This is a genomic window from Curtobacterium sp. MMLR14_006 (assembly GCF_001864985.1).
GTDB lineage: Bacteria > Actinomycetota > Actinomycetes > Actinomycetales > Microbacteriaceae > Curtobacterium.
On sequence record NZ_MJGU01000012.1, the window covers coordinates 521,802 to 547,047 of the forward strand.

At 70.2% G+C, this 25,246-nt stretch carries 24 protein-coding genes; 8 read left to right on the forward strand and 16 right to left on the reverse strand.

What is annotated here, in order from left to right:
- Window positions 1-17: 17 nt before the first annotated feature.
- On the forward strand, window positions 18-1,571 hold the full coding sequence (locus BIU94_RS06050) for a stealth conserved region 3 domain-containing protein (protein ID WP_071255384.1): 1,554 nt from the start codon (window positions 18-20) through the stop codon (window positions 1,569-1,571).
- Between the two features lie 553 nt (window positions 1,572-2,124).
- On the opposite strand, the gene BIU94_RS06055 is transcribed toward BIU94_RS06050, so the two are convergent.
- From BIU94_RS06055 to BIU94_RS06075, 5 genes are all read right to left on the reverse strand, one after another.
- Window positions 2,125-3,084 carry a phosphodiesterase gene (locus BIU94_RS06055; RefSeq protein WP_071255387.1) on the reverse strand — a complete coding sequence of 320 codons (960 nt, stop codon included), beginning with the start codon at window positions 3,082-3,084 and terminating at the stop codon, window positions 2,125-2,127.
- A gap of 177 nt (window positions 3,085-3,261) precedes the next feature.
- Window positions 3,262-4,959: a ubiquinol-cytochrome c reductase cytochrome b subunit gene (locus tag BIU94_RS06060; protein WP_071255390.1), complete on the reverse strand. Its 1,698-nt coding sequence runs from the start codon at window positions 4,957-4,959 to the stop codon at window positions 3,262-3,264.
- Window positions 4,959-6,023: a ubiquinol-cytochrome c reductase iron-sulfur subunit gene (locus BIU94_RS06065; RefSeq protein ID WP_071255395.1), complete on the reverse strand. Its 1,065-nt coding sequence runs from the start codon at window positions 6,021-6,023 to the stop codon at window positions 4,959-4,961. The genes BIU94_RS06060 and BIU94_RS06065 overlap by 1 nt, the downstream gene beginning before the upstream one ends.
- A gap of 33 nt (window positions 6,024-6,056) precedes the next feature.
- Window positions 6,057-6,866: a cytochrome c gene (locus BIU94_RS06070; RefSeq protein WP_071255400.1), complete on the reverse strand. Its 810-nt coding sequence runs from the start codon at window positions 6,864-6,866 to the stop codon at window positions 6,057-6,059.
- Window positions 6,867-6,887: 21 nt separating this feature from the next.
- A complete protein-coding gene (locus BIU94_RS06075) occupies window positions 6,888-7,526 on the reverse strand; it encodes a heme-copper oxidase subunit III (protein ID WP_071255404.1) in 639 nt (212 codons plus the stop codon).
- A 70-nt stretch (window positions 7,527-7,596) separates the two neighbouring features.
- Here BIU94_RS06075 and trpD point away from each other — a divergent pair, with 70 nt between their 5' ends.
- Window positions 7,597-8,652: an anthranilate phosphoribosyltransferase gene (gene trpD, locus BIU94_RS06080; protein WP_071255407.1), complete on the forward strand. Its 1,056-nt coding sequence runs from the start codon at window positions 7,597-7,599 to the stop codon at window positions 8,650-8,652.
- 247 nt (window positions 8,653-8,899) lie between these two features.
- On the opposite strand, the gene glpK is transcribed toward trpD, so the two are convergent.
- Entirely contained in the window at window positions 8,900-10,411 is a 1,512-nt protein-coding gene (gene glpK / locus BIU94_RS06085) for a glycerol kinase GlpK (protein ID WP_071255408.1), read from the reverse strand.
- 191 nt (window positions 10,412-10,602) lie between these two features.
- Window positions 10,603-11,328 carry an MIP/aquaporin family protein gene (locus BIU94_RS06090; RefSeq protein ID WP_071255410.1) on the reverse strand — a complete coding sequence of 242 codons (726 nt, stop codon included), beginning with the start codon at window positions 11,326-11,328 and terminating at the stop codon, window positions 10,603-10,605.
- Between the two features lie 305 nt (window positions 11,329-11,633).
- Here BIU94_RS06090 and dhaK point away from each other — a divergent pair, with 305 nt between their 5' ends.
- Genes dhaK through dhaM form a run of 3 tightly spaced genes read left to right on the forward strand, consistent with a single transcriptional unit; the run spans window position 11,634 to window position 14,018 of the window.
- Window positions 11,634-12,635, forward strand: coding sequence for a dihydroxyacetone kinase subunit DhaK (gene dhaK, locus BIU94_RS06095; RefSeq protein WP_071255412.1), 1,002 nt, complete (start codon window positions 11,634-11,636; stop codon window positions 12,633-12,635).
- A gap of 55 nt (window positions 12,636-12,690) precedes the next feature.
- Entirely contained in the window at window positions 12,691-13,317 is a 627-nt protein-coding gene (gene dhaL / locus BIU94_RS06100) for a dihydroxyacetone kinase subunit DhaL (protein WP_071255417.1), read from the forward strand.
- Window positions 13,314-14,018, forward strand: a complete 705-nt coding sequence (gene dhaM, locus BIU94_RS06105; protein WP_071255420.1) for a dihydroxyacetone kinase phosphoryl donor subunit DhaM — start codon at window positions 13,314-13,316, stop codon at window positions 14,016-14,018. The genes dhaL and dhaM overlap by 4 nt, the downstream gene beginning before the upstream one ends.
- Window positions 14,019-14,083: 65 nt before the next feature.
- Here the strand turns inward: dhaM and BIU94_RS06110 are convergent, their stop codons facing one another.
- Entirely contained in the window at window positions 14,084-14,965 is an 882-nt protein-coding gene (locus BIU94_RS06110) for an SDR family oxidoreductase (RefSeq protein WP_071255422.1), read from the reverse strand.
- Between the two features lie 89 nt (window positions 14,966-15,054).
- On the opposite strand from BIU94_RS06110, the gene BIU94_RS06115 reads away from it, so the two are divergent.
- Window positions 15,055-15,633, forward strand: coding sequence for a TetR/AcrR family transcriptional regulator (locus BIU94_RS06115; protein ID WP_071255423.1), 579 nt, complete (start codon window positions 15,055-15,057; stop codon window positions 15,631-15,633).
- A gap of 139 nt (window positions 15,634-15,772) precedes the next feature.
- Here the strand turns inward: BIU94_RS06115 and BIU94_RS17750 are convergent, their stop codons facing one another.
- The 4 genes from BIU94_RS17750 to BIU94_RS06130 all read right to left on the reverse strand — a co-directional run bounded on the left by BIU94_RS17750 (window position 15,773) and on the right by BIU94_RS06130 (window position 17,686).
- Window positions 15,773-15,928, reverse strand: coding sequence for a hypothetical protein (locus BIU94_RS17750; RefSeq protein ID WP_175472112.1), 156 nt, complete (start codon window positions 15,926-15,928; stop codon window positions 15,773-15,775).
- Between the two features lie 146 nt (window positions 15,929-16,074).
- Entirely contained in the window at window positions 16,075-16,341 is a 267-nt protein-coding gene (locus tag BIU94_RS06120) for a hypothetical protein (protein ID WP_071255426.1), read from the reverse strand.
- Window positions 16,342-16,459: 118 nt separating this feature from the next.
- Window positions 16,460-16,915, reverse strand: coding sequence for an NUDIX hydrolase (locus BIU94_RS06125; protein WP_071255429.1), 456 nt, complete (start codon window positions 16,913-16,915; stop codon window positions 16,460-16,462).
- Between the two features lie 9 nt (window positions 16,916-16,924).
- The gene (locus BIU94_RS06130) at window positions 16,925-17,686 is read right to left on the reverse strand and encodes an SDR family oxidoreductase (protein ID WP_071255432.1); all 762 of its coding nucleotides are present in this window, start codon (window positions 17,684-17,686) and stop codon (window positions 16,925-16,927) included.
- Between the two features lie 153 nt (window positions 17,687-17,839).
- Between BIU94_RS06130 and BIU94_RS06135 the strand changes: the two genes are divergently transcribed.
- Together BIU94_RS06135 and BIU94_RS06140 are read left to right on the forward strand one after the other, a co-directional pair.
- Window positions 17,840-18,313, forward strand: coding sequence for an NfeD family protein (locus BIU94_RS06135; protein ID WP_071255435.1), 474 nt, complete (start codon window positions 17,840-17,842; stop codon window positions 18,311-18,313).
- Window positions 18,310-19,545: an SPFH domain-containing protein gene (locus tag BIU94_RS06140; RefSeq protein WP_071255438.1), complete on the forward strand. Its 1,236-nt coding sequence runs from the start codon at window positions 18,310-18,312 to the stop codon at window positions 19,543-19,545. Before BIU94_RS06135 ends, BIU94_RS06140 begins: the two co-directional genes overlap by 4 nt.
- Window positions 19,546-19,609: 64 nt before the next feature.
- Here BIU94_RS06140 and BIU94_RS06145 read toward each other — a convergent pair whose 3' ends face one another.
- From BIU94_RS06145 to tatC, 4 genes are all read right to left on the reverse strand, one after another.
- A complete protein-coding gene (locus tag BIU94_RS06145) occupies window positions 19,610-19,960 on the reverse strand; it encodes an RNA polymerase-binding protein RbpA (protein WP_071255441.1) in 351 nt (116 codons plus the stop codon).
- A gap of 125 nt (window positions 19,961-20,085) precedes the next feature.
- Window positions 20,086-21,678, reverse strand: coding sequence for an apolipoprotein N-acyltransferase (gene lnt, locus BIU94_RS06150; RefSeq protein ID WP_254784766.1), 1,593 nt, complete (start codon window positions 21,676-21,678; stop codon window positions 20,086-20,088).
- Between the two features lie 11 nt (window positions 21,679-21,689).
- Window positions 21,690-24,134 carry an RNA helicase gene (locus BIU94_RS06155; RefSeq protein ID WP_071255446.1) on the reverse strand — a complete coding sequence of 815 codons (2,445 nt, stop codon included), beginning with the start codon at window positions 24,132-24,134 and terminating at the stop codon, window positions 21,690-21,692.
- Window positions 24,131-24,883 carry a twin-arginine translocase subunit TatC gene (gene tatC / locus BIU94_RS06160; RefSeq protein ID WP_071256367.1) on the reverse strand — a complete coding sequence of 251 codons (753 nt, stop codon included), beginning with the start codon at window positions 24,881-24,883 and terminating at the stop codon, window positions 24,131-24,133. Before tatC ends, BIU94_RS06155 begins: the two co-directional genes overlap by 4 nt.
- Between the last annotated feature and the right edge of the window lie 363 nt (window positions 24,884-25,246).

The following is a 25,246-nucleotide window of genomic DNA, read 5'->3' on the forward strand; positions in this document are numbered from 1 at the left end:
GCACCCGAAGGGCATGGATGAACGACGAGACCGAGCCGGTGACCGAGAGTCCTCTGCTGACCCCTCGACCGTCCTCCGGCGGTCTCGACCGATCCGACGTCGTGGTCCGCAAGGGCCGCCTGACGTTGCTCAACGGCCACCTGACGCCGCAGCAGTCGATGATCGAGGACCTGCTGTTCCTCGACGACGCACTCACCGCCGGTGACGTCGACCACCTGCTCATCCGCGGCAACGACCAGCGGCCCGTCATCGCGATCGACGAACGCGACCGCCAGCGAGCCGAGAGCGCCGTGATGGCCGCGGCCGTCAACGAACCGTTCTACGCGAAGCCCCCGGGCGAGCCCGCCGTGCTCGTGACCGACGACGGCCTCGGCCACGTCGACGAGCCCGTCCTGCGGGTCTTCCGACCCCGCCTCGAGCCGCTCGGCCGCCTGCGCTACGGCGCGGAAACCAGCGTCCAGCTCGAGTTCTGGCGCGTCACCGACACCGAGGTCCTGGCGCCCGTCGAGAACGCCCTCATGCGTCGCAGCCTGCCGATCGACGAGTTCGTGCTCGTCGACATCGAGCGCTACGGCCGCACCTGGCGCACCGTCGAGCACATGTTCGACGACCACGTGTCGGACATCCGGTTCCCGATCGACATCGTCTTCTCGTGGGTGGACGGCAACGCCATCGAGTACCAGCGCGCCCGGCAGGCCGCCCAGTCGACCGCGGTGCTCGGTGAGGGCGACGACGCCCCCGCCCGGTTCCGGCAGATCGACGAGCTGAAGTACGCGCTCCGCTCGGTGCACACGTTCGCGCCGTGGATCCGCCAGATCTACATCGCCACGGACTCGCCGGCGCCGCACTGGCTGGCCGACCACCCGAAGGTGCGCATCGTCCGGAGCGAGGAGTTCTTCGCCGACCCCTCGGTCCTGCCGACGCACAACTCGCAGGCCGTCGAGTCGCAGCTGCACCACATCCCGGGCATCAGCGAGCACTTCATCTACTCGAACGACGACATGTTCTTCGGACGGCTCGTCGACCCGTCGGTGTTCTTCAGCCCGGGCTCCGTGACGAAGTTCATCCTCGCCGACACCCGCATCGGGCTCGGGTCGAACCACCCGGCACGGAGCGGCTTCGAGAACTCGGCGCGGGTGAACCGACGACTCCTGCAGCAGCGCTTCGGTGCGGTGACGACGCGGCACCTCGAGCACGCGCCGACGCCCCTGCGCTCCTCGATCATGACCGAGATGGAGCACGAGTTCGCCGACGAGTTCCGCGCGACGGCCGCCTCGCGGTTCCGCGCAGCGGACAACATCTCGGTGACGAACTCGCTGTACCACTACTACGCCCTGCTCACCGGGCGGGCGATCGTGCAGGAGAACGCGCCGGTCAAGTACATCGACACGACGATGCAGTCCGGCCTCCGCACCCTGGACGAGCTGCTCAAGAAGCGGAACGTCGACTTCTTCTGCCTGAACGACGGCAGCTTCCCCGAGGTCAGCGACGAGGAGCGGACGCAGCGCGTCACGGACTTCCTGGAGCGGTACTTCCCCTTCCCGGCGCCCTGGGAGCGCGACAGCGCGTAGGACGCACCAGCGTCCTGCTGGAGGGCTCGTGGCAGCGTCCCCTCGAGCCTCCCATCCGACCTGCCGCAGGGTGGGCGGCCGTCGAGTGAGCAGAAGACGTCGAGTCCGTACCTCGGACCCGACGTCTTCTGCTCACTCGAGGTGGGTCCGAGTGTCGCCCGCCGACCGCGCATCGCGCCGAGTGAGCAGAAGACGTCGAGTCCACACACCGGACCCGACGTCTTCTGCTCAGTGGAGTTGGGCGACCTAGGGGGAGACAGCGAGCCCCGCGCCGGAGCCCAGGCACGCGCTCTGCGCGATGACGGCCTCCCGGGAGGCCCGTGGCGGCCCCGCCACGCGCCTCTCGTCCGCCTCGAACGCACGCCCTCGCCCTTGGTGAGCGCAAGAGGTCGGATCCGCACCGCGGAACCGACCAATGCTGCTCACGAAGTGTGGCGAACGGACGGAAGCCACCACGCGCCTCCCGTCCACATGCCCCCACCACGGATGGTGAGCACGAATGGTCGGGTCCGCACCGCGGACCCGACCATTGCTGCTCACGAAGTGTGGCGACCTACCGGTGCACGGGGGAGACGGGAACGGTGTCGAGCGTGAACACCGGGATGCTCGACGTCACCGGGGCCGGCTCGACCGCAGGCGGGATGCGGACGCCGGCGGCTGCGAGCCGTGCTTCCGTCTCGGCTGCGGTGACCGGCTGGCCGACCGTCGAGTAGTGACCGATCGGCACCACCGAGTGCACGACGTTCCGGCCGTAGACGTGGACGAGGTTGAACGACTGGGCGCCGTCCCGTCCGCGCGTGCCGCCCTGGTACTCGGTGAGGTCCTGCGTGTAGCACGTGGCACTCGCGACGGACACCGGGACGCCGGCGAAGACCGCACTCGTCGAGTAGTGCAGGTGTCCGGCGATGATCGCCAGCACGTCGCTGCCCTCGACGACCTCGGCCAGGGCCTGCTGGTCGCGGAGCTCGACGAGGACGGTCAGGTCCTGCACGCTCGGCACCGGCGGGTGGTGCATCGCGAGGATGGTGCCGTGCGGCGCCGCCTCGGACAGGACCTCGGCGAGCCAGTCGAGCTGTTCGGGGGAGACCTCGCCGTGGTGGTGCCCCGGCACGCTCGTGTCGAGGGTGATCACACGCAGTCCGTTGACGTCGTAGACGAAGTCGACGGGGCGGTCGGTGGGCTGCAGGCCGAAGAGCTCCTGGCGGAAGGCCCCGCGCTCGTCGTGGTTGCCCATCGCCCAGATGACCTGGGCACCGATCCGGCGCGCCGCCGGTTCGACGATCTCGCGGACGCGGGCGTACGCGCCGGGCTCGCCCTTGTCGGCCACGTCGCCGGTGACGACGATCGCTTCCGGCCGGGTGCCCGAGGCTTCGATGTCGGCGATGATCTCGCCGAGTCGTGCGGCGGAGTCGACGTCCCCGTACAGGTCGCCGTCACCGGCCACGAGGTGGGTGTCACTGAGGTGGAGCAGGAAGTGGTTCGGCCTGGGGTGTTCGGCCGTCCGGCTGTCCAATGGGGTCTCATTCCGTTGGCGGATGCGTGGTGCAACACGTTGCCACACCGTCCTGGACGAGTCCAGCACGTGTCGGTGAACCAGCCGTGAACTGGGGGCGGCGTGTTGTGGCACCCAACGGGAACACCCCCCGCCCACAGAGTGGACGAGGGGTGCTCGAGTGCTTGCCGAGGAGTCTTACTTCACTCCGGGGCCGACCTGCGGGGCCTGGTGGCTGCCCTCGAGGTCCGGACCGTGGTGCGCGGCGTGTGCTGCCTCGAGCTCCGCCTTCGACACCGGCTCGATGCGGTCCTCGAAGAAGAACCGCGAGACGTTCGCGCGGACCTTCTGCACGGCGGTGATCTTGCCCTGGGCGTTCGGGCGGATCATCAGCGGCTTGTACTCGTTGAACTGCAGGAGCTTCCAGCGCTCGTACTCGTCGAGCTGCTCGTGCACCTCGATGTACTCGCCATGGGGGAGTCGGACGATGCGCCCGGACTCGTACCCGTGCAGGACGATCTCGCGGTCCTTCTTCTGCAGGGCGAGGCACACACGCTTCGTGATCCAGAAGGCGACGAACGGGCCGAGGACCGTCGTGGCCTGGATCACGTGGATCACGTGCTCGATCGACACCAGGAAGTGCGTCGCGATGATGTCCGACGAGGCGGCGGCCCAGAGGCTCGCGTAGAGCGTGATGCCGGCCGCGCCGATCGCGGTGCGCGTCGGGGCGTTGCGCGGGCGGTCGAGGATGTGGTGCTCGCGCTTGTCACCGGTGATCCAACCCTCGATGAAGGGGTAGAGCAGGATCGCCAGGATGAGCGCCACCAGGACCGCGATCGGCGCCAGGATGTTGAACGACACCGTGTAGCCGAACCACACGACCTCCCAGTGCGGCGGCACCAGACGGAGCGCGCCGTCGGCGAAGCCGATGTACCAGTCGGGCTGGGTACCGGCGGAGACCGGGGAGGGGTCGTACGGGCCGTAGTTCCAGATCGGGTTGATCGTGAACGTGGCCGCGATGAGGGCGATGATGCCGGCGACGATGAAGAAGAACCCACCGGCCTTGGCTGCGAACGCCGGGAGGATCGGGACACCGACGACGTTCTCGTTCGTCTTGCCCGGGCCGGCGAACTGCGTGTGCTTGTTGATGACGACGAGCACGAGGTGCACACCGAGCACGGCGACCAGGATCGCGGGCAGCAGCAGGATGTGCAGCGTGTACAGGCGGCCGACGATGTCGGTGCCCGGGAACTCGCCGCCGAACAGCAGGTAGGCGATCCAGACGCCGATCACCGGGACGCCCTCGATCATGCCGACGATGATGCGCAGACCGTTGCCGGAGAGCAGGTCGTCGGGGAGCGAGTAGCCCGTGAAGCCCTCACCCATGGCGAGGACCCAGAGCAGGAAGCCGAAGACCCAGTTGAGCTCGCGGGGCTTGCGGAACGCGCCGGTGAAGAAGACGCGCGCCATGTGCAGCATGATCGACGCCACGAACAGCAGGGCTGCCCAGTGGTGGACCTGGCGGACGAAGAGCCCGCCGCGGATGTCGAACGAGATGTTGAGCGTCGACTGCAGAGCGGTCGACATCTCGACGCCCTTGAGCGGCACGTAGGTGCCGTCGTAGACGACCTCGGACATGGACGCCTGGAAGAAGAACGTCAGGAAGGTCCCGGAGAGCAGCACGACGACGAAGCTGTACAGCGCCACCTCGCCGAGCATGAAGCTCCAGTGGTCCGGGAAGATCTTGCGGCCGACCTCCTTGACGAGGCCGGAGATGCTGGTGCGCTCGTCGATGTAGTTCGACACGCCGCCGATGATGCGGGATCCGCGCTGCGGCGCGGGCCGAGTGGCCGCGCCCGGCGCGTTCGTGGTCGTGGTGGTGGGGGTGCTGGTCATCAGCGTTCACGCTCCCAGAAGGACGGTCCGACCGGCTCGTGGAAGTCGCTCTGGGCAACCAGGTAGCCGTCGTCGTCGATCGCGATCGGAAGTTGGGGGAGGGGGCGTGCGGCCGGACCGAAGATGACCTCGCAGTTGTTCGCGACGTCGAAGGTGGACTGGTGGCACGGGCACAGCAGGTGGTGCGTCTGCTGCTCGTAGAGCGCGACCGGGCAGCCGACGTGGGTGCAGATCTTGGAGTACGCGACGATGCCGTCGTAGCCCCAGTTCTCCTGGCCCTTGGCGGGGTTGAGGTCCTTCGGGTCGAGACGCATGAGCAGGACGGAGGCCTTGGCCTTCTCCTCCAGCATGTGCTCGGAGTCGAGCATCCCGTCGGGGATGACGTGGAAGACCGAGCCGATGGTGACGTCGGAGGCCTTGATCGGCAGACCCGTCGGGTCCTTCGTCAGGCGCAGGCCCTGCTTCCAGAAGGTGTGCCGGAGCAGCTCGTTCGGGTCCTCTGCCGGGGCGAGGTCACGGACGAGGACGATGCCGGGCAGCGGGAAGGCGGCCAGTGCACCGATCATCGAGTTGCGGATCAGCTTGCGACGGCTGAAGCCCGACTCCTTGTCGGCGAGCTGGAAGGCCTCGACGGCCTTCGCGCGCGTCGCGTCGGTGCCGCGGGTGCCGTGCCGGAGCTCGGTGATCTCGCGGTCGACGACGAGCGACTTCGACCAGTAGACGGCCCCGAGGCCCAGGGCGATGAGCGCCAGGGCGATCGAGAGACCGAGGAAGAGGTTCGCGGAGCGGACCGTGCCGAAGTCGTTCGAGTCGATCGGGAAGGCGATGTACGCGGCGATCGACAGCACGCTGCCGACGATCGAGACGTAGAAGAAGGTCGCGACCTGGCGCTCGGCCAGACGCTGCTTCTTCGGGTCGACGTCGGTGCGGCGGGGGCGGTGCGGGGGCTCGCCCGGGTTCTCGAACGGGTCGGCGGGCAGCACCGCGATCCCGGGGGAGCTGGTCGTGCCGTGCTTCTCGACAGCCGAGGACGAGTTCAGCGTCTCGTCGTCGTGCTCTGCCATGGTGTTCCCTTCAGTGTCGTTCGACACGGACGATCAGTTGGACTTCGCGGTCAGCCAGACGGTCATCGCGACGACCGCACCGAGTCCGAAGATCCAGATGAACAGACCCTCTGCCACCGGACCGAGGGAGCCGAGTGCGAACCCGCCCGGCGACTTGTTGTCCTGCACGTACTTGAGGTACGTGATGATGTCGGCCTTCTGGTCCGGCGTCAGGTTCAGGTCGTTGAAGACCGGCATGTTCTGCGGGCCGGTCTGCATCGCCTCGTAGATGTGCTTGCCGGAGACCGTGGAGAGGTTCGGGGCGTACTTGCCCTCGGTCAGGGCGCCACCGGCACCGGCGACGTTGTGGCACATCGCGCAGTTGATCCGGAAGAGCTCCGCGCCCTCGGCGGCGTCGCCGTCCTGGCCGTCGGTCAGCTCGGTCGAGGGGACCGCCGGGCCGGGGCCGAGCGACGCGACGTACTCGGCGAGGGCGTCGACCTGCTCGTCCGTGAACTGCGCGGGCTTCTCCTCGGCCTGGGGACCCTGGGCTGCCATCGGCATGCGACCGGTGCCGACCTGGAAGTCGACCGACGCGGCGCCGACACCGATGAGGGACGGGCCCTCGCCGGTGCCCTGCGCGGACAGGCCGTGGCAGGTGGCGCAGTTCGAGGCGAAGAGCTTCTGTCCTTCGTTCACCTTCGACTGGCTCGTGGCCGCGATGGTGCTCGTGCTGTCGTCCGCGTTGGCCGAGGAGCTGAACAGCGCGTAGGCGCCGCCCGTGGTCATGAGACCGACGACGATGAGCGACACGGTCGCCATCGGTGAACGGCGGCCCTTCTTGGACTTGGTCCTGTTGAACATGTGCTGAGGGGTGTCCAGTTCCTACTTGAGAAGGTAGATGACGAAGAAGAGGAAGATCCAGACCACGTCGACGAAGTGCCAGTAGTACGACACGACGATCGCGGTGGTCGCTTCCTTGTGACCGAAGTTCTTGGCGGCGAAGCCGCGGCCGAGGGTCAGCAGGAAGGCGATGAGGCCACCCGTGACGTGCAGGCCGTGGAAGCCGGTGGTCATGTAGAACGCCGAGCCGTACGCGCTCGAGGAGAGCGTGACGCCCTCGTGCCAGAGGTTGGCGTACTCGAAGATCTGGCCGCAGACGAAGATCGCGCCCATCGCGTAGGTGACGAAGAACCACTCGGTCATGCCCCACTTGAAGGGGCTCCAGCTCGTGCGGTGCACCTGAAAGCGCTCGGCGGCGAAGACCGCGAACTGGCAGGCGAAGCTCGACAGCACCAGGATGATCGTGTTCACGGAGGCGAACGGCACCTCGAGCTTGGCGGTCTCGGTCGCCCAGAGCTCGGGGGACGTGCTGCGCAGCGTGAAGTAGATCGCGAACAGGCCGGCGAAGAACATGACCTCGCTGCCCAGCCACACGATCGTCCCCACGGCAACGGCGTTCGGCCTGTTCAGGGCCGGACCGCTGGCGGTTCTGGAGAGAGAGGTGCTAGTCACGTCACCCATTATGGCCGAAACCCCAGACAGTGTTTTCGCAGGACACTGGCGGGTCTCTCGAATTCACTACGATCGGGGCATGCTCGACGCTCTCACCTGGCCCACCGTCATCAGCGCGCTCATGGCGCGCACGGACCTGACGATCAGGCAGTCGGCATGGGCCATGGAGCAGATCGTCACCGGGCGCGCCACCGCCGCCCAGATCGCTGCCTTCGCGGTGGCGCTCCGCGCGAAGGGCGAGACCGTCGACGAGGTCGTCGGCTTCCGCGACGCGATCCTCGATGCCGCCGTCCCGCTGGACGTGGACCCGATGGCGCTCGACATCGTCGGCACCGGCGGCGACGTGGTCGGCACCGTGAACGTCTCGACGATGGCCGCGATCGTCATCGCGGGCGCCGGGGTCCCGGTCGTGAAGCACGGCAACCGCGCGAGCTCGTCGAAGTCCGGATCGAGCGACGTCCTCGCCGCGCTCGGACTCGACCTCACGATGGACGCGGTGCGCGTCGCGGACACGTTCCGGCGTGTCGGTCTGACCTTCGCCTTCGCGAACGCCTTCCACCCTGGGTTCGCCCACGCCGCCCCGGTCCGCCGCGAGCTCGGCGTGCCGACCGTCTTCAACTTCCTCGGGCCGCTCGTGAACCCCGCGCGGTGCGAGGCGAACGCGGTGGGCGTGGCGCAGCTCGGCCTCGTACCGATCATCACGGGCGTGTTCCAGACCCGTGGTGCGACCGCGCTCGTCTTCCGCGGCGACGACGGCCTCGACGAGCTCACGACGACCGGTCACAGCCACATCTGGGAGGTCACCGGCGGCCGGGTCATCGAGCACGACCTCGACCCGCGCGACCTCGGGATCGCCCGCGCGCAGACCTCGGACCTGCTCGGCGGCGAGCCGGAGCACAACGCCGCGGTCGTGCACCGGGTGCTGGCGGGGGAGACCGGCCCCGTCCGCGACATCGTGCTGCTCAACGCAGCGGCAGGCCTCGTGGCGTTCCGTCTCGCGCAGGATCCCGCCGAGGCCGACCGGCCGATCCTGCACCGGTTCCGCGAGCAGCTCCTCGTCGCCGCTGAGGCGGTCGACTCCGGCGCCGCCGCACGCAAGCTCGCCGACTGGGTCGGCACCGCCCCCGCCGCCTGACCCCGCTCCGCCGCGACAACGGTCCGGCGGAACCAGGTTCCGGCAGGTCGGAACCAGGTTCCGGACACAGCACCGCGGAACAGCGTGGTGCTGTGTCCGGAACCTGGTTCCGCAGGGTCCTGCGAGCCGGGGACCGGGGGCAGCGTGGGTCGGGGCGGGCGCCCCGCGCCCACCGCAACGGCCTGGAGGCGCGGTGCCGGTCCGTCGGACCCGCACCGCGCCTCCAGGCGGTCACGTCAGCAGCGGACTACTGGACGTCCTCGTCGACCCAGTCGAAGGTCTTCGTGACGGCCTTCTTCCAGAGGCGCAGCGTGCGGTCGCGCTCGGCGGCGTCGAGCTGCGGCTCCCAGCGCTGGTCCTCCTGCCAGTTGGCACGGAGCTCGTCGAGGTTGGCCCAGAAGCCGACCGCGAGGCCCGCCGCGTAGGCCGCGCCGAGCGCGGTCGTCTCGGCGACCACCGGCCGGACGACCGGCACGTCGAGGATGTCGGCCTGGAACTGCATGAGCTCGTTGTTGGCGGTCATGCCGCCGTCCACCTTGAGCTCCGTCAGGTCGACGCCCGAGTCGGCGTTGACGGCGTCGAGGACCTCGCGGGTCTGCAGCGCCGTCGCCTCGAGGGCGGCACGTGCGATGTGGCCCTTGTTGACGTAGCGGGTGAGGCCGACGATGGCGCCGCGGGCGTCCGGACGCCAGTACGGCGCGAAGAGCCCGGAGAACGCCGGCACGAAGTACACGCCGCCGTTGTCCTCGACGGTCTTGGCCAGGGCCTCGACCTCCGGGGCGCTGCCGATGAGGCCGAGGTTGTCGCGCAGCCACTGGATGAGCGAACCCGTGACGGCGATCGAGCCCTCGAGCGCGTAGTGCGTCTCCTGGTCGCCGAGCTTGTAGCCGACGGTGGTGAGCAGGCCGTTCTCCGACCGCACGATGTCGGTGCCGGTGTTGAAGATGAGGAAGTTGCCGGTGCCGTACGTGTTCTTCGACTCGCCCTTGTCGAAGGCGGCCTGGCCGAAGGTCGCGGCCTGCTGGTCGCCGAGGATGCCGGCGATCGGCACCTCGCGGAGCAGGCTCGAGGACTCGACGTGGCCGTAGACCTCGGACGAGCTGACGATCTCGGGGAGCATGGCCTTCGGCACGCCGAAGTCGGCGAGGATGTCGTCGCGCCACTGCAGCGTCTCGAGGTCCATGAACAGCGTGCGGGACGCGTTCGTGACGTCGGTCTTGTGCACGCCGCCGTCGGTGCCGCCGGTCAGGTTCCAGAGGACCCAGGTGTCGGTGGTGCCGAAGAGCAGGTCCCCGGCCTCCGCCTTCTCGCGGGCGCCCTCGACGTTCTCGAGGATCCACATGATCTTCGTGCCGGCGAAGTACGTCGCCAGGGGGAGTCCGACGATGGACTTGTAGCGGTCGGTGTCGCCGTCGGCGAGCTTGTCGACGATCGCCTGCGTGCGGGTGTCCTGCCACACGATCGCGTTGTAGACCGGCTTGCCGGTGTTCTTGTCCCACACCACCGCGGTCTCGCGCTGGTTGGTGATGCCGACCGCCGCGACGTCGTGCCGCGTGATGTCGGCGCGGGACAGTGCCTGGCCGATGACCTCGCGGGTGTTGTCCCAGATCTCGGACGGGTCGTGCTCGACCCAACCGGCACGCGGGAAGATCTGCTCGTGCTCCTTCTGTCCGGTCGACACGATCGAACCGGCGTGATCGAAGACGATCGCTCGGGTGCTGGTCGTGCCCTGGTCGATGGCGACGATGTAGTCGGCCATGGGTGCTCCTTACGGGTGTTCGGTGCTGCGGTCGGCCCCGTCGGTGGGACCGGCCGTCGTGAGGGGTGTTCGGTGCTGCGGTCGGCCCCGTCGGTGGGGCCGACCGTCGCGGGGTCGTGCGTGCTGGTGCCGGTCGGACCGTCGCGTCGTGTGCGTGCGGTGGTCGGTCCGGCCGTCGCGGTGGGCTCGCGTCAGGAGACGACGGGCAGCAGGACGGTCGACAGACCGGCCGCGATGGCACCGCCGAGCAGGGGGCCGACGACCGGCACCCAGGCGTAGGCCCAGTCGCTCGAGCCCTTGCCCTTGATCGGCAGGAAGGCGTGCGCGAGACGCGGGCCGAGGTCACGGGCCGGGTTGATGGCGTAGCCGGTGGGGCCACCGAGCGAGACACCGATCGCGATCACGAGGAAGGCGACGGGGATGGCGCCGAGCTCCGACGGGGTCTGGCCGTTCGTGAAGGCGAGGACCACGAAGACGAGGACGAAGGTGCCGATGATCTCGGTGACGAGGTTCCAGCCGTACGAGCGGATGGCCGGGCCGGTCGAGAACACGCCGAGCTTCGCGGCGGCGTCGGGCTCCTCGTCGAAGTGCTGCTTGTAGGCGAGCCAGACGATGACGGCACCGATCACGGCGCCGATGAGCTGCGCGAGCCAGAACAGGAACATCTCGCCGACGCTGATCTTGCCGAGGATCGCCTGCGCCAGGCTGACGGCCGGGTTGAGCTGGCCGCCGGACTTGTACGAGACCGTGACACCGGCGAAGACCGCGAAGCCCCAGCCGATCGTGACCATGAGGAAGCCGGCGCCGAAGCCCTTGGACTTCGTGAGCGAGACGGCGGCGACGACGCCGCCACCCAGGATGATGAGCATCGCGGTGCCGACGAGCTCTGACATGAACTTGACGCCGATGTCGTCCATCGGTGACCTCCAGGTGTGCTGGTTGGGGGCCCCGCTGCTGCTCGGGCACTCCCCATCGAGTGATTGGGGCGAGCATACTGCTGGGTTTTCGCTGGCGGCGATGCGGACGAACGCGATCCCGGCCGAACTGCACGAACGTGCATCAGCAGTGTGCGCCACACCCTCTCGCGACCACCCCGGAGCAGGAGCCCGGTGCACGAACGTGCAGGCTGGGGGCACGCCCGGCCGAGGTACGCTGAGCCGACTCCGGACGACGTCGGCGGTGTGCAGGCGTCCCCGGTCCCGCCGACCCGGAAGGCTCCGCCATGAAGAAGCTCATCAACGACCCGCACGACGTCGTCACCGAGTCGGTGCGCGGTTTCGCGGCCGCCCACGCGGACCGGGTCGTGCTCGTCGAGGACCCGGTCCACCTGCACCGCGCGGACGCACCGGTCGCGGGCAAGGTGGGTCTGGTCAGCGGTGGCGGGAGCGGTCACGAGCCACTGCACGCCGGGTTCGTCGGACCCGGCATGCTCGACGCCGCGGTGCCCGGCCCGGTGTTCACCAGCCCGACGCCCGACCCGATCGTCGCCGCCACCCAGGCCGTCGACGCGGGTGCCGGCGTCCTGCACATCGTGAAGAACTACACCGGCGACGTGCTCAACTTCGAGACCGCCGCCGAGCTCGCCGAGGTCGAGGGCATCCGCGTCGAGTCCGTCGTGGTGGACGACGACGTCGCCGTGCAGGACTCGCTGTACACGGCCGGTCGCCGCGGTGTCGCGGGGACCGTCGTCGTGGAGAAGTGTGCCGGTGCCGCCGCCGAGCGCGGCGACGACCTCGACGCGGTCGTGGCGGTCGCGCGCCACGTCAACCAGGTGACCCGCTCGATGGGGCTCGCACTCGCGCCCGGCACCGTGCCGCACGCGGGGGAGCCGTCCTTCACGCTCGGCGACGACGAGGTCGAGCTCGGCATCGGCATCCACGGCGAACCGGGCCGTGAGCGCATCCCCCTCGCGCCGGCGGACGAGCTGGTCGACCGCGTGCTCGAACCCGTGCTCACGGAGCTCGACGCACCGGCGGGGTCGCGGTTGCTGCTGTTCGTGAACGGCATGGGCGGCACGCCGCTGTCCGAGCTCTACATCGCGTACCGACGCGCCGCCGAGGTCCTGACGGACCGCGGGTACGAGGTCGCGCGTAGCCTGGTCGGGGACTACGTCACGTCCCTCGAGATGCAGGGCTTCTCGATCACCGTCACGGTGCTCGACGACGACCTGATCGCCCTCTGGGACGCCCCGGTGGACACCCCGGCACTGCGCTGGGGGCGCTGACCCACCGCACCACGACACCGAGCCCGTCCGGGCCGGACACACGAAGGGAACCGCATTGGCGCTCGACACCGCATGGGCCATCGACTGGGTACGCCGCACCGCCGCGACGATCGACGAGCACCGGGCGGAGCTCGTCACGCTCGACCGCGAGATCGGCGACGGCGACCACGGTGAGAACCTCGACCGGGGCTTCCGTGCCGTGGTCGAGGCCGTCGACGCCGGGTCCTTCGACACGCCCGGCGCCGTCTTCAAGACCGTCGCGACGAAGCTCATCTCCACGGTCGGCGGGGCCGCGGGGCCACTGTTCGGCACCGCCTACCTGAAGGCCGCACAGGCCGCCGGTGACGCGTCCGAGCTCGACAGCGACGCCCTGGTCGCCGTCCTCACCGCCGCCCGCGACGGCATCGTGTCGCGCGGCAAGGCCGAGGTCGGCGACAAGACCATGGTGGACGCCTGGAGCGCGGCCGTCGATGCCGCCGCGACCGCGGCCACCGCGGGGGAGTCGCCCGAGCGCGTGCTCGAAGCGGCCGCCGACGCCGCCGCCACCGGTGCCGAGTCGACCGACCCGCTCGTCGCCCGCAAGGGCCGTGCGAGCTACCTGGGGGAGCGTGCGATCGGCCACCGGGACCCGGGCGCACAGTCGTCGGCGTACCTCCTGCGCGCAGCGGTGGACGCAGCGTGACCGTCGGACTGCTCGTCGTCTCGCACAGCGCCGCGATCGCCACCGGGACCGTCGAGCTCGCCCGGCAGATGGCCGCGGACGTGCCGATGGTCGCCGCGGGCGGCACCGACGACGGTGGCATCGGCACCTCGTTCGACGCCATCACCGCGGGCATCGAGGAGCTCCGGCCCGCCGACGCGGTCGTCGTGCTCTGCGACCTCGGCTCCGCCTACCTCACCACGGACACCGCGCTCGACTTCCTGGACGACGACGACCGCGCACGGGTGCACGTCTCACCGGCGCCGCTCGTCGAGGGTGCGGTCGCCGCAGCGGTGGCCGCCCAGACCGGCGGCGACGTCGACGCCGTCCTGGCAGCCGCCGCGTCGGCGACGGCGGCTCCCGACGCGGGGGAGTCGCCCCTGCCAGGAGGCCCGGCACCGGTCGCGTCGACCGCCCCGGTCGACCGGGTGGCCGCGTCCGCCACCGCCGAGCTCGTCAACGAGTCCGGGCTGCACGCCCGCCCGGCGGCCGAGTTCGTGAAGACGGCCGCCCGCTTCGAGGCCGACGTCCGCGTCGACGGCGTGGACGCCAAGAGCCTGCTCAGCATCATGGCGCTCGCGTTGCCGAAGGGCGCCGTCGTCACGATCGCCGCCTCCGGCGCGGACGCGCAGGACGCGGTGGACGCGCTCGCGGAGCTCGTCCGGTCCGGATTCGGCGAGTAGCCCGCAGCCGACGGGGCCGTCTGGACCGGTTCGGTCCGGACGGGTTCGGACGGGTTCGGTCCGGTTCAGGGTTCGAGGCGCTCCAGGTCCGCCAGCAGCGACGGGTGGGACGGCTCCCAGCCGAGCTCCGCGCGGGTCCGGGCACTCGAGGCCGGCTGGTCCATGGCGAACACCGGGCCGATGGGGCCGAAGCGCTCGACCGGCACGGACTCGACCGGCAGTCCGAGCCGACGACCGATGACGGCGGCGATGTCGCGGACCGCGTCGCCCTCGTCCGCGACCGCGTGCCACGCCGTGCCGGCCGGCGCTGCCTCGAGTGCGAGCCGGAAGAGCACCGCGGCGTCCCGTGTGTGGACGGCCGGCCACCGCTGGGTGCCGTCACCGGGGTAGCCGGACACACCGGCGTCACGGGCCATCCCGGTGAGCAGGCCGGCGAAGCCGCCCTGGCCGTCCGCATGCACGGTGCGGGGGAGTCGGACGGCGCTCACCCGGACCCCGTCCTCCGCCAGACCGAGCGCCGCCTGCACCGTGCGGCCCCGACCGCCGACCGGTCCGTCGACCGGCAGTGGATCCGCCTCGGTCGACGCGCGACCGGCGATCCACGGGGTGCCGGACACCACGACGAACGGCTTGCCGGTGCCGCGCAACGTCGCCCCGATCGTCTCGATCGCGGCGGTCTCCTCGGCGATCGCGGCGTCGAGGGCACCGGCGGAGCCGAAGTCGTTCCGGAAGGCCAGGTGGACGACCCCGTCGGCGGTGGCTGCTGCTCGGCGGATGCCGTCCAGGTCGCCGAGGTCGCCCCGGATGCTCTCTGCACCGTGCTCGGCGAGGACGGCGGCGGCCCGGTCGGAGCGGGCGAGCCCGGTGACGCGGTGCCCGTTGGTCGTGAGTTCGCGGACGACGGCGGTGCCGACGAGTCCGGTGCCGCCGGTGATGAAGACGTGCATGTCCTGCTCCAGTGCTCGAACGTGATGGGACTGTTGTCGCATCACGGTAGCACTCGATGGGACCGCTGTCCCGTCGCTATGATCGTGCCATGGCGCGATGGGAACCCGGGGCACGAGAGCGGCTCGTGATGGCCGCTGCCGAGCTGTTCGCCGAGCACGGGTACGACGAGACCACCGTGACGCAGATCGCGGAACGCGCCGGCGTGACGAAGAGCACGCTGTTCCGGCACTTCCCGGACAAGCGCGAGATCCTCGTCGCCGGTCAGGCGACCCTCAGCGCTCTGCTGGCCGAGGGGGTGGCGGACGCAGGGGAGTCCGCGACACCGATGCAGGCCGTGGCGTCTGGGCTCCGCCGAGCATCGTCGGTGATGCAGCCGTGGAACCGCACCCTCGGACCGAGCATGGCCGCCGCGATCGCCGCGAACGCCGAGCTCCGGGAGCGCAGCATGCTCAAGAGCGCCGGGCTCGCCGTGGCGCTGTCCGACGCGCTCGAGGCCAGGGGGACGACGCCGACGACGGCGCGGGTCGCCGCAGAACTCGGCGTGCTCGCGTTCGAGCGGGGCTACACGGCGTGGACCGACGCGCCGGACGGCACCGAGGGCGATCTCGAGCACCACGTCATCGCGGCGTTGGAGGAACTCCGGGTCGCGACAGCGGCGCTGGGGTAGCGCCCCGGCGAACATGAGTTGACATAATATGCATTATCGGCGCTCCGCCAACGGGCCGGAAGTGTCTGGTGGACGACGATGGTCGAGTGGATCACGTCCACTCGACCATCGTCGTGCTGTCTCGTTCCGAGCGGGACGGTCAGTCCGCCGGTTCGGTCGGGACGTCCTCGGACTTGATCTCGAGCGACGGCGACTCGACGTCCTGCTCGTGCAGGTCGTCCTGGTCGGTGTCCGGCTGCTCGGGCGTCTCGCTCTGCGTGGTCTCTTCGGCTGGGTCAGGCTGGCTGTAGCTCATGTGCCGGACGCTACGCGCGCCCGCCTGGAGACATCCGCGGAACGTCAACGCCGAGGAACACGACGAACGGCCGGGAACACGACGAACGGCCGGGTCGCTCGCGCGGCCCGATCGTCCGTCCTCGGCCGCCGTGCGGCCCGCTGATGTCAGACCGTCGGCGGGTTGACGGCCACCAGCACGTACCCGATGATCCCGACGACGATGGCGATCACCGACAGGATGATGCCGGCGAGGACGACCCCGCGGCCACCGGAGCGTCGCCGAGCGACGAGCCCGAGCACGAGACCGACGATGCCGGCGAGGACGCCGATGATGGCGAGGAAGAACCCGCCGGCGACCCCGACGACTCCCAGCACCAGGGACGCGATCCCCATGGCGTTCGTCTGGACGGGCGCGTTGCCGTTGCTGGACATGAGACTCCTTCGATCAGGACGCCCGGAGCGACTGGGCGGCCGATCGGTGACGTCTCAACCAGGCTAGACCGCGAACACGGCGAACGTTCAGTTTCGGACGGACTTCCTGTCCCCTGGCTCAGGTCCCGCCGTGTCGACGCACGAGTTCCGGCAGTTCTGCGGGCTCGAACGGCTCCGTCGTCGTCTCGAGCTCGTCGGCGGTCCACCACCGGGCCCCGAGGATGTCGACCCGCTCGTCGTCCGTCCACCCGGCGTCGGACAGCGTGAAGCCCGTGGTGTGCACCACGTAGAACTCGGAGTGGCCCCGGTCGTGGTCGGCCTGGTCCCAGTCCACCGCGAAGTCCCACGACCAGACCGACTCCCCCGGCTCGTCGATGACGATGCCGGTCTCCTCGCGGAGCTCCCGGATCGCCGCGTCCCGGTGGCTCTCCCCCGGGTCGACGCCGCCACCGGGCGTGATCCACCGGTGGAACCCGTCCGACGACGGCGCGTTGGTGTCCATCAGGAACACCCGGCCCGCCGGGTCGAGGAGCAGGATGCGTGAGGTTCGGCGGAGGCCGGGCGTCGCGGTCATCCGCCGACGCTAGCGGGTGAAGCCGCTGACGTCACCGACGAGCTTCGTGTGGTCGGCCGGGATCGGCTCGACGGCGGCCAGGGCGATCTCGGCGGCGAACTCGGAGACGCTGTAGAGCTTGCCGACCTCTTCGCGGCGCCCTTCGATGGCACCCGGGTTGAGCCGGTTGAGCAGCGTCGCGGTGATCGTGCCCTCGATCATGTCGCCGGAGACGACGACGAACTCGATGCCGGCGGCCTCGAGCTGCGGGACGAGCTCGCGCAGGGCGAGTTCGCCGGCGCGCTTGCTCTTCGCCACCGGGACGTACTCGTCCATCGTCTCGGCGGTCTCGATGAAGTGCGCCTGGTGGCTCGTGACGAACACGACGCGGGACCCCGCGGGCATGTGCGGCACCGCGGTCTGCAGCATGTCGACCTGTGCGTCGCGGTTCAGGCGCAGCGCGTAGTCCTCGCCGAGCCCGGACTCCATGCCGCCCGAGGCGTTCAGGACGAGCAGGTCGATGCCGCCCCACTCGCGGACGACCGTGTCGACGAGTCCCTGCACCGAGTCGTGGTCGGTGAGGTCCGCGCCCACGGCGAGGGCCGATCCCCCGTCGGCGACGATCTTCTCCGCGATCTGCTCGGCGCGCTTCGCCTTGTTGCGGTAGTTCACGACGACCTTGGCGCCGGCCTCGGCCAGGTAGCCGACGGTGTCAGCACCGATGCCACGCGACGAGCCGGTGACGACGGCGCGCGTGTCGGCGAGGGATCCGGGGGCGAGGGGGTTGCTCACAGTCGTGTTCTCCTGGTGGGTTTCCGGCGGTCGGCCGCACCGAGCCTACCAACGGCCCGCACGGCTGTCAGACGACCTTGATATGTTGAACGGAGTTGTACCGGCCGTCGCGACGCTGCGAGCCGCTGCGCGCGACCGAGGGAGGGAGATCGCGTGAACGGGATCGATTGGATCCAGAGCACCGTCTGGATCGGACTCGTACTGCTGCTGGGGGTGGTCGAGGTGTTCACGCTCGACTTCATCTTCATCATGCTCGCGGCCGGTGCCGCCGGCGGGCTCGTGGCCGCGCTGCTCGGCGCCCCGTGGTGGCTCTCCGCCGTCATCGCCGCCGTGCTGGCGCTCGTGCTGCTCTCGCTCGTGCGCCCCCGTCTGCTGCTCGCGCTCGGTCGTGGTGCGGACCCGCACCGCACGAACGTGGACGGCCTCATCGGACTCCCCGGCACCGTCGCCGTGGCCTTCACCGCGTCCGCTCCCGGCCAGGTCCGCCTGGCCAACGGCGAGACCTGGAGCGCCCGCATCGCCGCCGACGCCACCGACCGCACACCGCCGCTCGGGACCCCTGTGGTCGTCGAGTCGATCGAGGGGTCGACAGCCGTCGTCCGCCTCGGAGAAAGGGCCACCTCGTGACCATCTCAGCCGGGACGATCGCTCTGCTCGTCCTCATCCTGGTCGTCGTCATCTTCGTGATCGTCGTCCTGTCCCGCGCGATCCGCATCGTGCCGCAGGCGACCGCGGGCATCGTCGAACGACTCGGCAAGTACCACAAGACTCTCAACCCAGGGTTGAACCTCCTGGTGCCCTTCATCGACCGGCTCCGCCCGCTGCTCGACATGCGTGAGCAGGTCGTCTCGTTCCCGCCGCAGCCGGTGATCACCGAGGACAACCTGGTCGTCTCCATCGACACCGTCGTGTACTTCCAGGTGACCGACGCCCGCGCCGCGACGTACGAGATCGCGAACTACCTCGGTGCCGTCGAGCAGCTCACGACCACCACGCTCCGCAACGTCGTCGGTGGCCTCAACCTCGAAGAGGCCCTGACGAGCCGCGACAACATCAACGGCCAGCTGCGCGTCGTCCTCGACGAGGCGACCGGCAAGTGGGGCATCCGCGTCGGTCGTGTCGAGCTCAAGGCGATCGAGCCACCCGTGTCCATCCAGGACGCCATGGAGCAGCAGCTCCGTGCCGAGCGCAGCCGTCGTGCCGCGATCCTGCAGGCCGAAGGCACGAAGCAGTCGCAGATCCTCGAGGCCGAGGGCCAGCGGCAGGCCGCCATCCTCGCGGCCGAGGGTGACGCGAAGGCACAGGTCCTGCGCGCCGAGGGTGAGGCCCAAGCGATCGCGACCGTCTTCGAGGCGATCCACACCGGTGACCCCGACGAGAAGCTGCTGTCCTACCAGTACCTGCAGACCCTGCCGAAGATCGCCGAGGGCACCGCGAACAAGCTCTGGATGATCCCGAGCGAGTTCACCGAGGCGCTCTCCGGCATCGCCAAGGGCTTCAGCACCGGTCGGACCGGCGGCGGGTCCGCTGCGGGTGGTGCGGGTGGCTCCGACTTCCTGTCGCGCATCTCGAAGCTCGCGAACGAGAGCCTGGCGAACACGACGGCTGCAGCCAGCGCGGACGCCGCCATGCCGCGGGCCGACGCCACGGCCGCGGACATCGTGCCCGAGTCCGACCTCGACGCCCGGCTCGCCGAGTCGAACCGCAGCGTCGACGCGCACCTGGCGGCCGCCGACGACGCGACCGCCCAGCAGACCGACGTGACGCTCGACAAGCCCGCCGACGCCCCGGGCACCGCGGACAGCTCGTCCGATGATGCCTCCGGTCACCGCACCAGCGACGGGTCCGGTCGCCGCTGACCCCGTGCACGAACGAGGACGCCCGCCCCGGTCGAACCGGGGCGGGCGTCGTCGTGTGGTGTGGTCAGGCGCCGCGTCGGGCGCGGAGGAACTGCAACCGCTCCTCGAGGAGCTCCTCGAGTTCCTCGCGCGAACGCCGTTCGAGCAGCATGTCCCAGTGGGTACGAGGTGCCTTGACGTCCTCTGCGGCGACCTCGACGGGGATGCCGTCGTCACCGAGCAGCCGGCCCTCGCGACCGGAGCGCGGCTCCGACCAGCTCTGCGGGACGTCCGCGTCGGCGGAGAAGACGATGTCGAACGTCTCCCCCGATTCCGTCTGGTAGACCGCGCGCTTGCGATCCGAGAGCTCGACGCCCTCTTCGCTCTGGAGGCTCTGACTCCCGAGCCGCATGCCGCGGAGACTCCGATCAGCCATGTGTGTGCTCCTCTCGCTCGTCTACCCCTCCACAACACTGTCCCACGCGGGGTCGTTCCCGACCCGGCGCATTCACAGTCCGTTCCCAGTGGGTGGGCGCGGCGACGGCCCCGGCACCGATCGGTTCAGTGGCGGAGGCGGCGACCCCACGGGGCGCAGGCGAGCAGGACGAGCAGCCCGCCGAGTGAGAGCAGCAACGCGATCGAACCCGACGCGAGCGACGCCGGCGTCGTCGAGGTACCGAGGGGCACGTCGGTGATCATCGACGTCGCGGTGTACGCGGGGACCCGGTCGATGGTGCGACCGGTCGGGTCGATGACCTGCGAGGCACCGACGGTCGAGATGTTGACGAGCGAGCGACCGGTCTCGACCGCGCGCATGCGGGCGATCTCGAGCTGCTGCAGGTTCTCGTCCGTCCCGGAGAAGTCCGCGTTGTTCGTCTGCGCGAAGATCACCTGCGCTCCCCCGCGCACCATGTCCGTGGCGAGCCCGTCGTCGACGACGTCGAAGCAGATCGCGATGCCCGCACGGACACCGGCGACGGACAGCACGTTCGGCTTCGTCCCCGGGGTGTAGTCACGCTGCAGCAGCCCGATCAGCGAGGGCGCGAGCTTCGAGAAGAACCACCGGTCCGGCACGTACTCGCCGAACGGCACCGGACGCTTCTTGTCGTAGGACGACTGCCAACCGTCGGCGGTCCACACGAACGAGGTGTTGTGCAGCACCCCCGAGGACGTCTGGGTGATCGCACCGGCGACGATCGGCGCACCGACGGAGTCGACCACCGAGTCGAGCGCCGACGCGATGACCCGCTCCCGCCGCGGGTCGTACTCGGCGGACGCCTCGGGCCAGACGACGACGTCGACGCCCCGGGCCTCGATGTCCGTGGCGGCCACCTGCGACGCCAGCACGTCGCCCGGCTCCGCGCGGTCGAAGTACCCGGCCGGCCCGTTCCCCTGCACGGCCTCGACCCGGATGGTGCCGTCGGTCGTCGCGGGCCAGGCCGGCACCGCGAGGACGGCCGCGACCAGCAGCCCGGCCGTGGCCACCCGCACCGGCACGCGCACCCGCACCCCGGGCGTCCGCGGCACGACGAGGGCGAGCGACACCACGACGGCGACGCAGTACACCACGACGAAGCTCAACCCGAGGATCCCGACCCAGGCGGCGAGGTGCGTGAAGGGACCCTGCGACTGCGACAGTCCGACCCGACCCCACGCGAAACCGCCGTACGGCCAGCTCCCCGAGAACCACTCGCGTCCGGTCCACAGTGCGGCGACGACGGCCGGGAGGCCCCACACACGCCCGGCGGACGAGGTCACCACGCGGGCGACCCACCGGTACGCGAGGGCGATGGCCACGATGCCGAGGGCGAAGAACGCCGCCTCGAACAGCGCCAGCGCGAGCCACGGGACCGGCCCCAGGTACCGCCCGGCCCACGAGATCGCGGGGACGAAGAACGCGGCGCCGGCGACGTACCCGAGCCAGGCGGCCCGGCGGGCAGGCTGGCCCATCGCCGCGAGCAGCAGGCAGGCGAGCGCCGGGTAGGTGAGGAACCACCAGCCCGGCGACGGGAACGACAGCGCGAACAGCAGCCCACCGATGACCGCGAGCGGCAGCGCCGAAGCGAGCGGCAGCGCGGCGAACGGACCGTCCGCGACCGCCCCGCGGCCGAGGCGAGCGCGCACCCCGCGCACACCGGTCTCCGGAACCCGCACCGTGCCTCCCGTCAGACCGCTGCGTAGGCGACGATGCCGCGGCGCACCGCGTCGGTCGCACGTCGGGCGGTCTGGGCGAGGTCGTCGTCACCGGCGTTCCGGATCTGGTCGAGCAGGTCGATGACCTGCTTCGACCAGCGGACGAAGTCACCGGCGGGCAGGTCGAGGGTGCGCAGGACGTCGTCGAGGGCCGAGCCGGACGCCCAGCGGAACATGCCGACCGCCATCGCCGGGGTGGGCGGCTGCGAGCCCGCCAGGCGGGCGTCGCGCTCGATGTCGTCGAGGCGCGACCAGATCGTCAGGGTCTCGTCGAGCGCCGGACGGAAGGCACCACGCGGCAGGGCGTGCTCGGTACCGGGGGCGTTGTCGCGACGGGGCTGGTAGATGATCGTGGCGGCCATCGCGGCGAGCTGCGCCGGCGTGAGGTCCTTCCAGACCCCCGCCTCGAGGCACTCGGCGACGAGCAGGTCGCGGTCACCGTAGATGCGCTGCAGCCGACGGCCGCCCGCGGCGACCGTGGCCTCGCCGTTGCCGGCGTCGACCAGGTACCCGAGCTGCAGGAGCACGTCGGTGACCCGGTCGAACGTGGTCGCCACGGCACCGGTGCGGGACCGGATCTGCTGGACCAGCTTGTCGTTGACGCGCTTGAGCTTCCACCAGCGCTCGGCCCACCGGGCGTGCGCCTCGCGGTCGGGGCAGGCATGGCAGGGGTGCCGCTGCATCTTGCGGCGGACCTCGGTGATCGCGGCCTGCCGTTCCTGGCGCGCACCGTGCGAGGCCTCGCGCCCACCGGGCACGTTCGAGCGCTCGAGGTCGGAGAGTTCGCGACGGAGCGCCGCGTACTCGGTGAAGTCGCCGAGGTGGCACTGCATCGCCTCGCGGTAGCCCTCGAGCGACTCCTGCTGCGACCGCACCTTGCGGGCCAGGTCCACCACGGACCGGTCGGCCTGGAACTGCGCGAACGAGGTCTCGAGGACCTCGCGCGTGCGCTGCCGTCCGAACTGGTCGATCAGGTTGACGGCCATGTTGTAGGTCGGCTTGAACGACGAGTTGAGCGGGTAGGTCCGCCGGCTGGCGAGCGAGGCGACGGCCTGCGGGTCGAGCCCGTCGGTCCACTGGATGACCGAGTGCCCCTCGACGTCGATGCCGCGGCGGCCGGCGCGACCGGTGAGCTGGGTGTACTCCCCCGGCGTGATCGGCACCCGGGCCTCGCCGTTGAACTTCTCGAGCTTCTCGAGCACGACCGTGCGGGCCGGCATGTTCACGCCGAGCGCCAGGGTCTCGGTGGCGAAGACGACCTTGAGCAGCTTGCGCTGGAAGAGGTTCTCGACGACCTCCTTGAACGCGGGGAGCATGCCGGCGTGGTGCGCGGCGACCCCACGCTCGAGCCCCTCGAGGAACTCCCAGTAGCCGAGGACGGCGAGGTCCTCGTCGGGCAGGGTGCGGCAGTGGTACTCCGCGGTCTCGCGGATCTCGTTGCGCTCCGGCAGTGTGGTGAGCGACAGCCCGGAGCGCAGGACGTTCCGGACGCCCTGGTCGCACCCGGCGCGACTGAACACGAAGAAGATCGCGGGCAGCAGCATCCGCTCGTCGAGCATGTGCGCGATGCGCTCGCGGTGCAGCTTCTCGGTCCGCGGCCCACGGCGGTCGTGGTAGCCGCCGCGGCCCCGGCCCCCGCGGTGACCGCCGCCGTGCCGCTCGCTGCGCGAGGCACCGCCGACCAGCCGGAGCAGCTCCGGGTTCACCCGGTTCGTCGCCGCGGCGCCGCTCGAGTCGAACAGGTCGACCATCTTCGACCCCACGAGCACGTGCTGCTCGAGCGGTACCGGACGGTCCTCGGACACGATCACGTCGGTCTCGCCGCGGACGGTCTGCAGCCAGTCGCCGAACTCCTCGGCGTTGGACACCGTCGCGCTGAGCGAGACGAGCCGGACCTCGGTCGGCAGGTGCAGGATCACCTCTTCCCACACCGCACCGCGGAACCGGTCGGCCAGGTAGTGGACCTCGTCGAGGACCACCCACGCCAGGTCGTCGAGCAGGTCGGAGTCCGCGTAGATCATGTTGCGGAGGACCTCGGTGGTCATCACCACGACGCGGGCCCGCGGGTTGACGTTCGTGTCACCGGTGAGCAGCCCGACCTCGGTCTCGCCGTACTCCTCGACGAGCTCGGCGTACTTCTGGTTGCTCAGCGCCTTCATCGGCGTCGTGTAGAACACCTTCGCCGTCGGCTGCCGCATCGCGAGCCAGATGGCGAACTCGGCGACGATGGTCTTGCCCGCACCGGTCGGCGCGGCCACCAGCACGCTCCGGCCCTGGTCGAGCGAGTCGCAGGCGGCGAACTGGAACGGGTCGAGGTCGAACCGCAGGTCGGAGCGGAACAGTTCGAGGTTGCGGGACCGGTTGCGCACCTTCGCCGCAGCGAAGCGCTCGGCGGCGCTGAGCTCGGCGGCGGTCACAGGCCGTACTCCTCGTCGAGCTTGGCCTGCCGCTTCGCGAGCCGACGGTCGTGGATCCACGTGATGGCACACGCGGCGAGGTACAGCACCGTCATCGGGATCGCCAGCAGGAACATCGAGATGAGGTCGGCGCTCGGCGTGACGATCGCGCAGAACACCAGGATGCAGATGATCGCGATGCGCCACGACTTCAGGATGGCCTTCGCGCTGAGCACCCCGACGAAGTTGAGCAGGACGAGGAAGAGCGGCAGTACGAACGCGATGCCGACCGCCACGATGAGCTTGATGACGAAGTCGTAGTAGGCCTTCGCGTCGACGATCGAGGTGTCCTGCGTCGACACGAAGCTGCCGAGGATGGTGACCACGTGCGGCAGGATGTACCACCCGAAGAAGCACCCGCCGAAGAACAGCGGGATCGCGGTGCCGAGGAAGCCCCACACGTACTGCTTCTCGCGCCGGACCAGTGCCGGCACGATGAACGCCCAGATCTGGTACAGCCACACCGGGCTCGAGATGACGACACCGATCGTGATCGCGATCTGCAACCGCAGGTCGAACGCCCCGGTGATCATCGGGAAGTTCAGCTCGGCCGTGTGCCCGCCGACCTCGGCCAGCTGGGTGACCGGGGCCCGCAGCGCGTCGAGGACGAACGGCGTGAGGAACCACCCACCGATCGCGGCGGCGACCACTGCGACGACGGCGCGGAACAGCCGGTTGCGCAGCTCGATGAGGTGCTGCCCGAGCGACATGCGGCCTTCGGCGTCGGTCTGCTGGCGCCCCTGCCGCTTCGCTCGCCCGCGCGCGGTCGTCGAAGCCATGCGTCGATCTTACGGTGTCGGGACCGACAGTCCGGCGCGCTCGGTGGGAACGCACACGGGACCCTCGGCGGGGCGGGCGTGCGCGGGTGTGCGGTGTGCCGGCGTGCGGGTGTGCGGTGGTGCGGTGGTGCGGTGGTGTGCTGTTCCGCGCGAGGTGTGCTGTTTCGCGCGTGGAGGGAAGTTTCGTGTCTGGTGGGCAGGAGCCGCTTCGGCACCGGGCCCGGAATTCCTTCCCATCGCACGTGAAGTGGGAAGCGGAATCGCGCGTGGTGGGCAGGAACTCGGGACCTCCTA

Excerpts from the sequence above, each read along its gene's own strand:
- BIU94_RS06090 (WP_071255410.1), bottom strand. The coding sequence starts at position 11,328 with ATGGACGACATCGGCGTCAAGTTCATGTCAGAGCTCGTCGGCACCGCG.
- BIU94_RS06145 (WP_071255441.1), bottom strand. The coding sequence starts at position 19,960 with ATGGCTGATCGGAGTCTCCGCGGCATGCGGCTCGGGAGTCAGAGCCTC.
- dhaK (WP_071255412.1), top strand. The coding sequence starts at position 11,634 with ATGAAGAAGCTCATCAACGACCCGCACGACGTCGTCACCGAGTCGGTG.
- BIU94_RS06050 (WP_071255384.1), top strand. The coding sequence starts at position 18 with ATGAACGACGAGACCGAGCCGGTGACCGAGAGTCCTCTGCTGACCCCT.
- trpD (WP_071255407.1), top strand. The coding sequence starts at position 7,597 with ATGCTCGACGCTCTCACCTGGCCCACCGTCATCAGCGCGCTCATGGCG.
- BIU94_RS06065 (WP_071255395.1), bottom strand. The coding sequence starts at position 6,023 with ATGGCAGAGCACGACGACGAGACGCTGAACTCGTCCTCGGCTGTCGAG.
- tatC (WP_071256367.1), bottom strand. The coding sequence starts at position 24,883 with ATGTCGCTCGGGCAGCACCTCATCGAGCTGCGCAACCGGCTGTTCCGC.
- BIU94_RS06060 (WP_071255390.1), bottom strand. The coding sequence starts at position 4,959 with ATGACCAGCACCCCCACCACCACGACCACGAACGCGCCGGGCGCGGCC.
- BIU94_RS06120 (WP_071255426.1), bottom strand. The coding sequence starts at position 16,341 with ATGTCCAGCAACGGCAACGCGCCCGTCCAGACGAACGCCATGGGGATC.
- BIU94_RS17750 (WP_175472112.1), bottom strand. The coding sequence starts at position 15,928 with ATGAGCTACAGCCAGCCTGACCCAGCCGAAGAGACCACGCAGAGCGAG.
- BIU94_RS06075 (WP_071255404.1), bottom strand. The coding sequence starts at position 7,526 with ATGGGTGACGTGACTAGCACCTCTCTCTCCAGAACCGCCAGCGGTCCG.
- BIU94_RS06125 (WP_071255429.1), bottom strand. The coding sequence starts at position 16,915 with ATGACCGCGACGCCCGGCCTCCGCCGAACCTCACGCATCCTGCTCCTC.
- BIU94_RS06070 (WP_071255400.1), bottom strand. The coding sequence starts at position 6,866 with ATGTTCAACAGGACCAAGTCCAAGAAGGGCCGCCGTTCACCGATGGCG.
- glpK (WP_071255408.1), bottom strand. The coding sequence starts at position 10,411 with ATGGCCGACTACATCGTCGCCATCGACCAGGGCACGACCAGCACCCGA.
- BIU94_RS06110 (WP_071255422.1), bottom strand. The coding sequence starts at position 14,965 with ATGCACGTCTTCATCACCGGCGGCACCGGACTCGTCGGCACCGCCGTC.
- BIU94_RS06115 (WP_071255423.1), top strand. The coding sequence starts at position 15,055 with ATGGCGCGATGGGAACCCGGGGCACGAGAGCGGCTCGTGATGGCCGCT.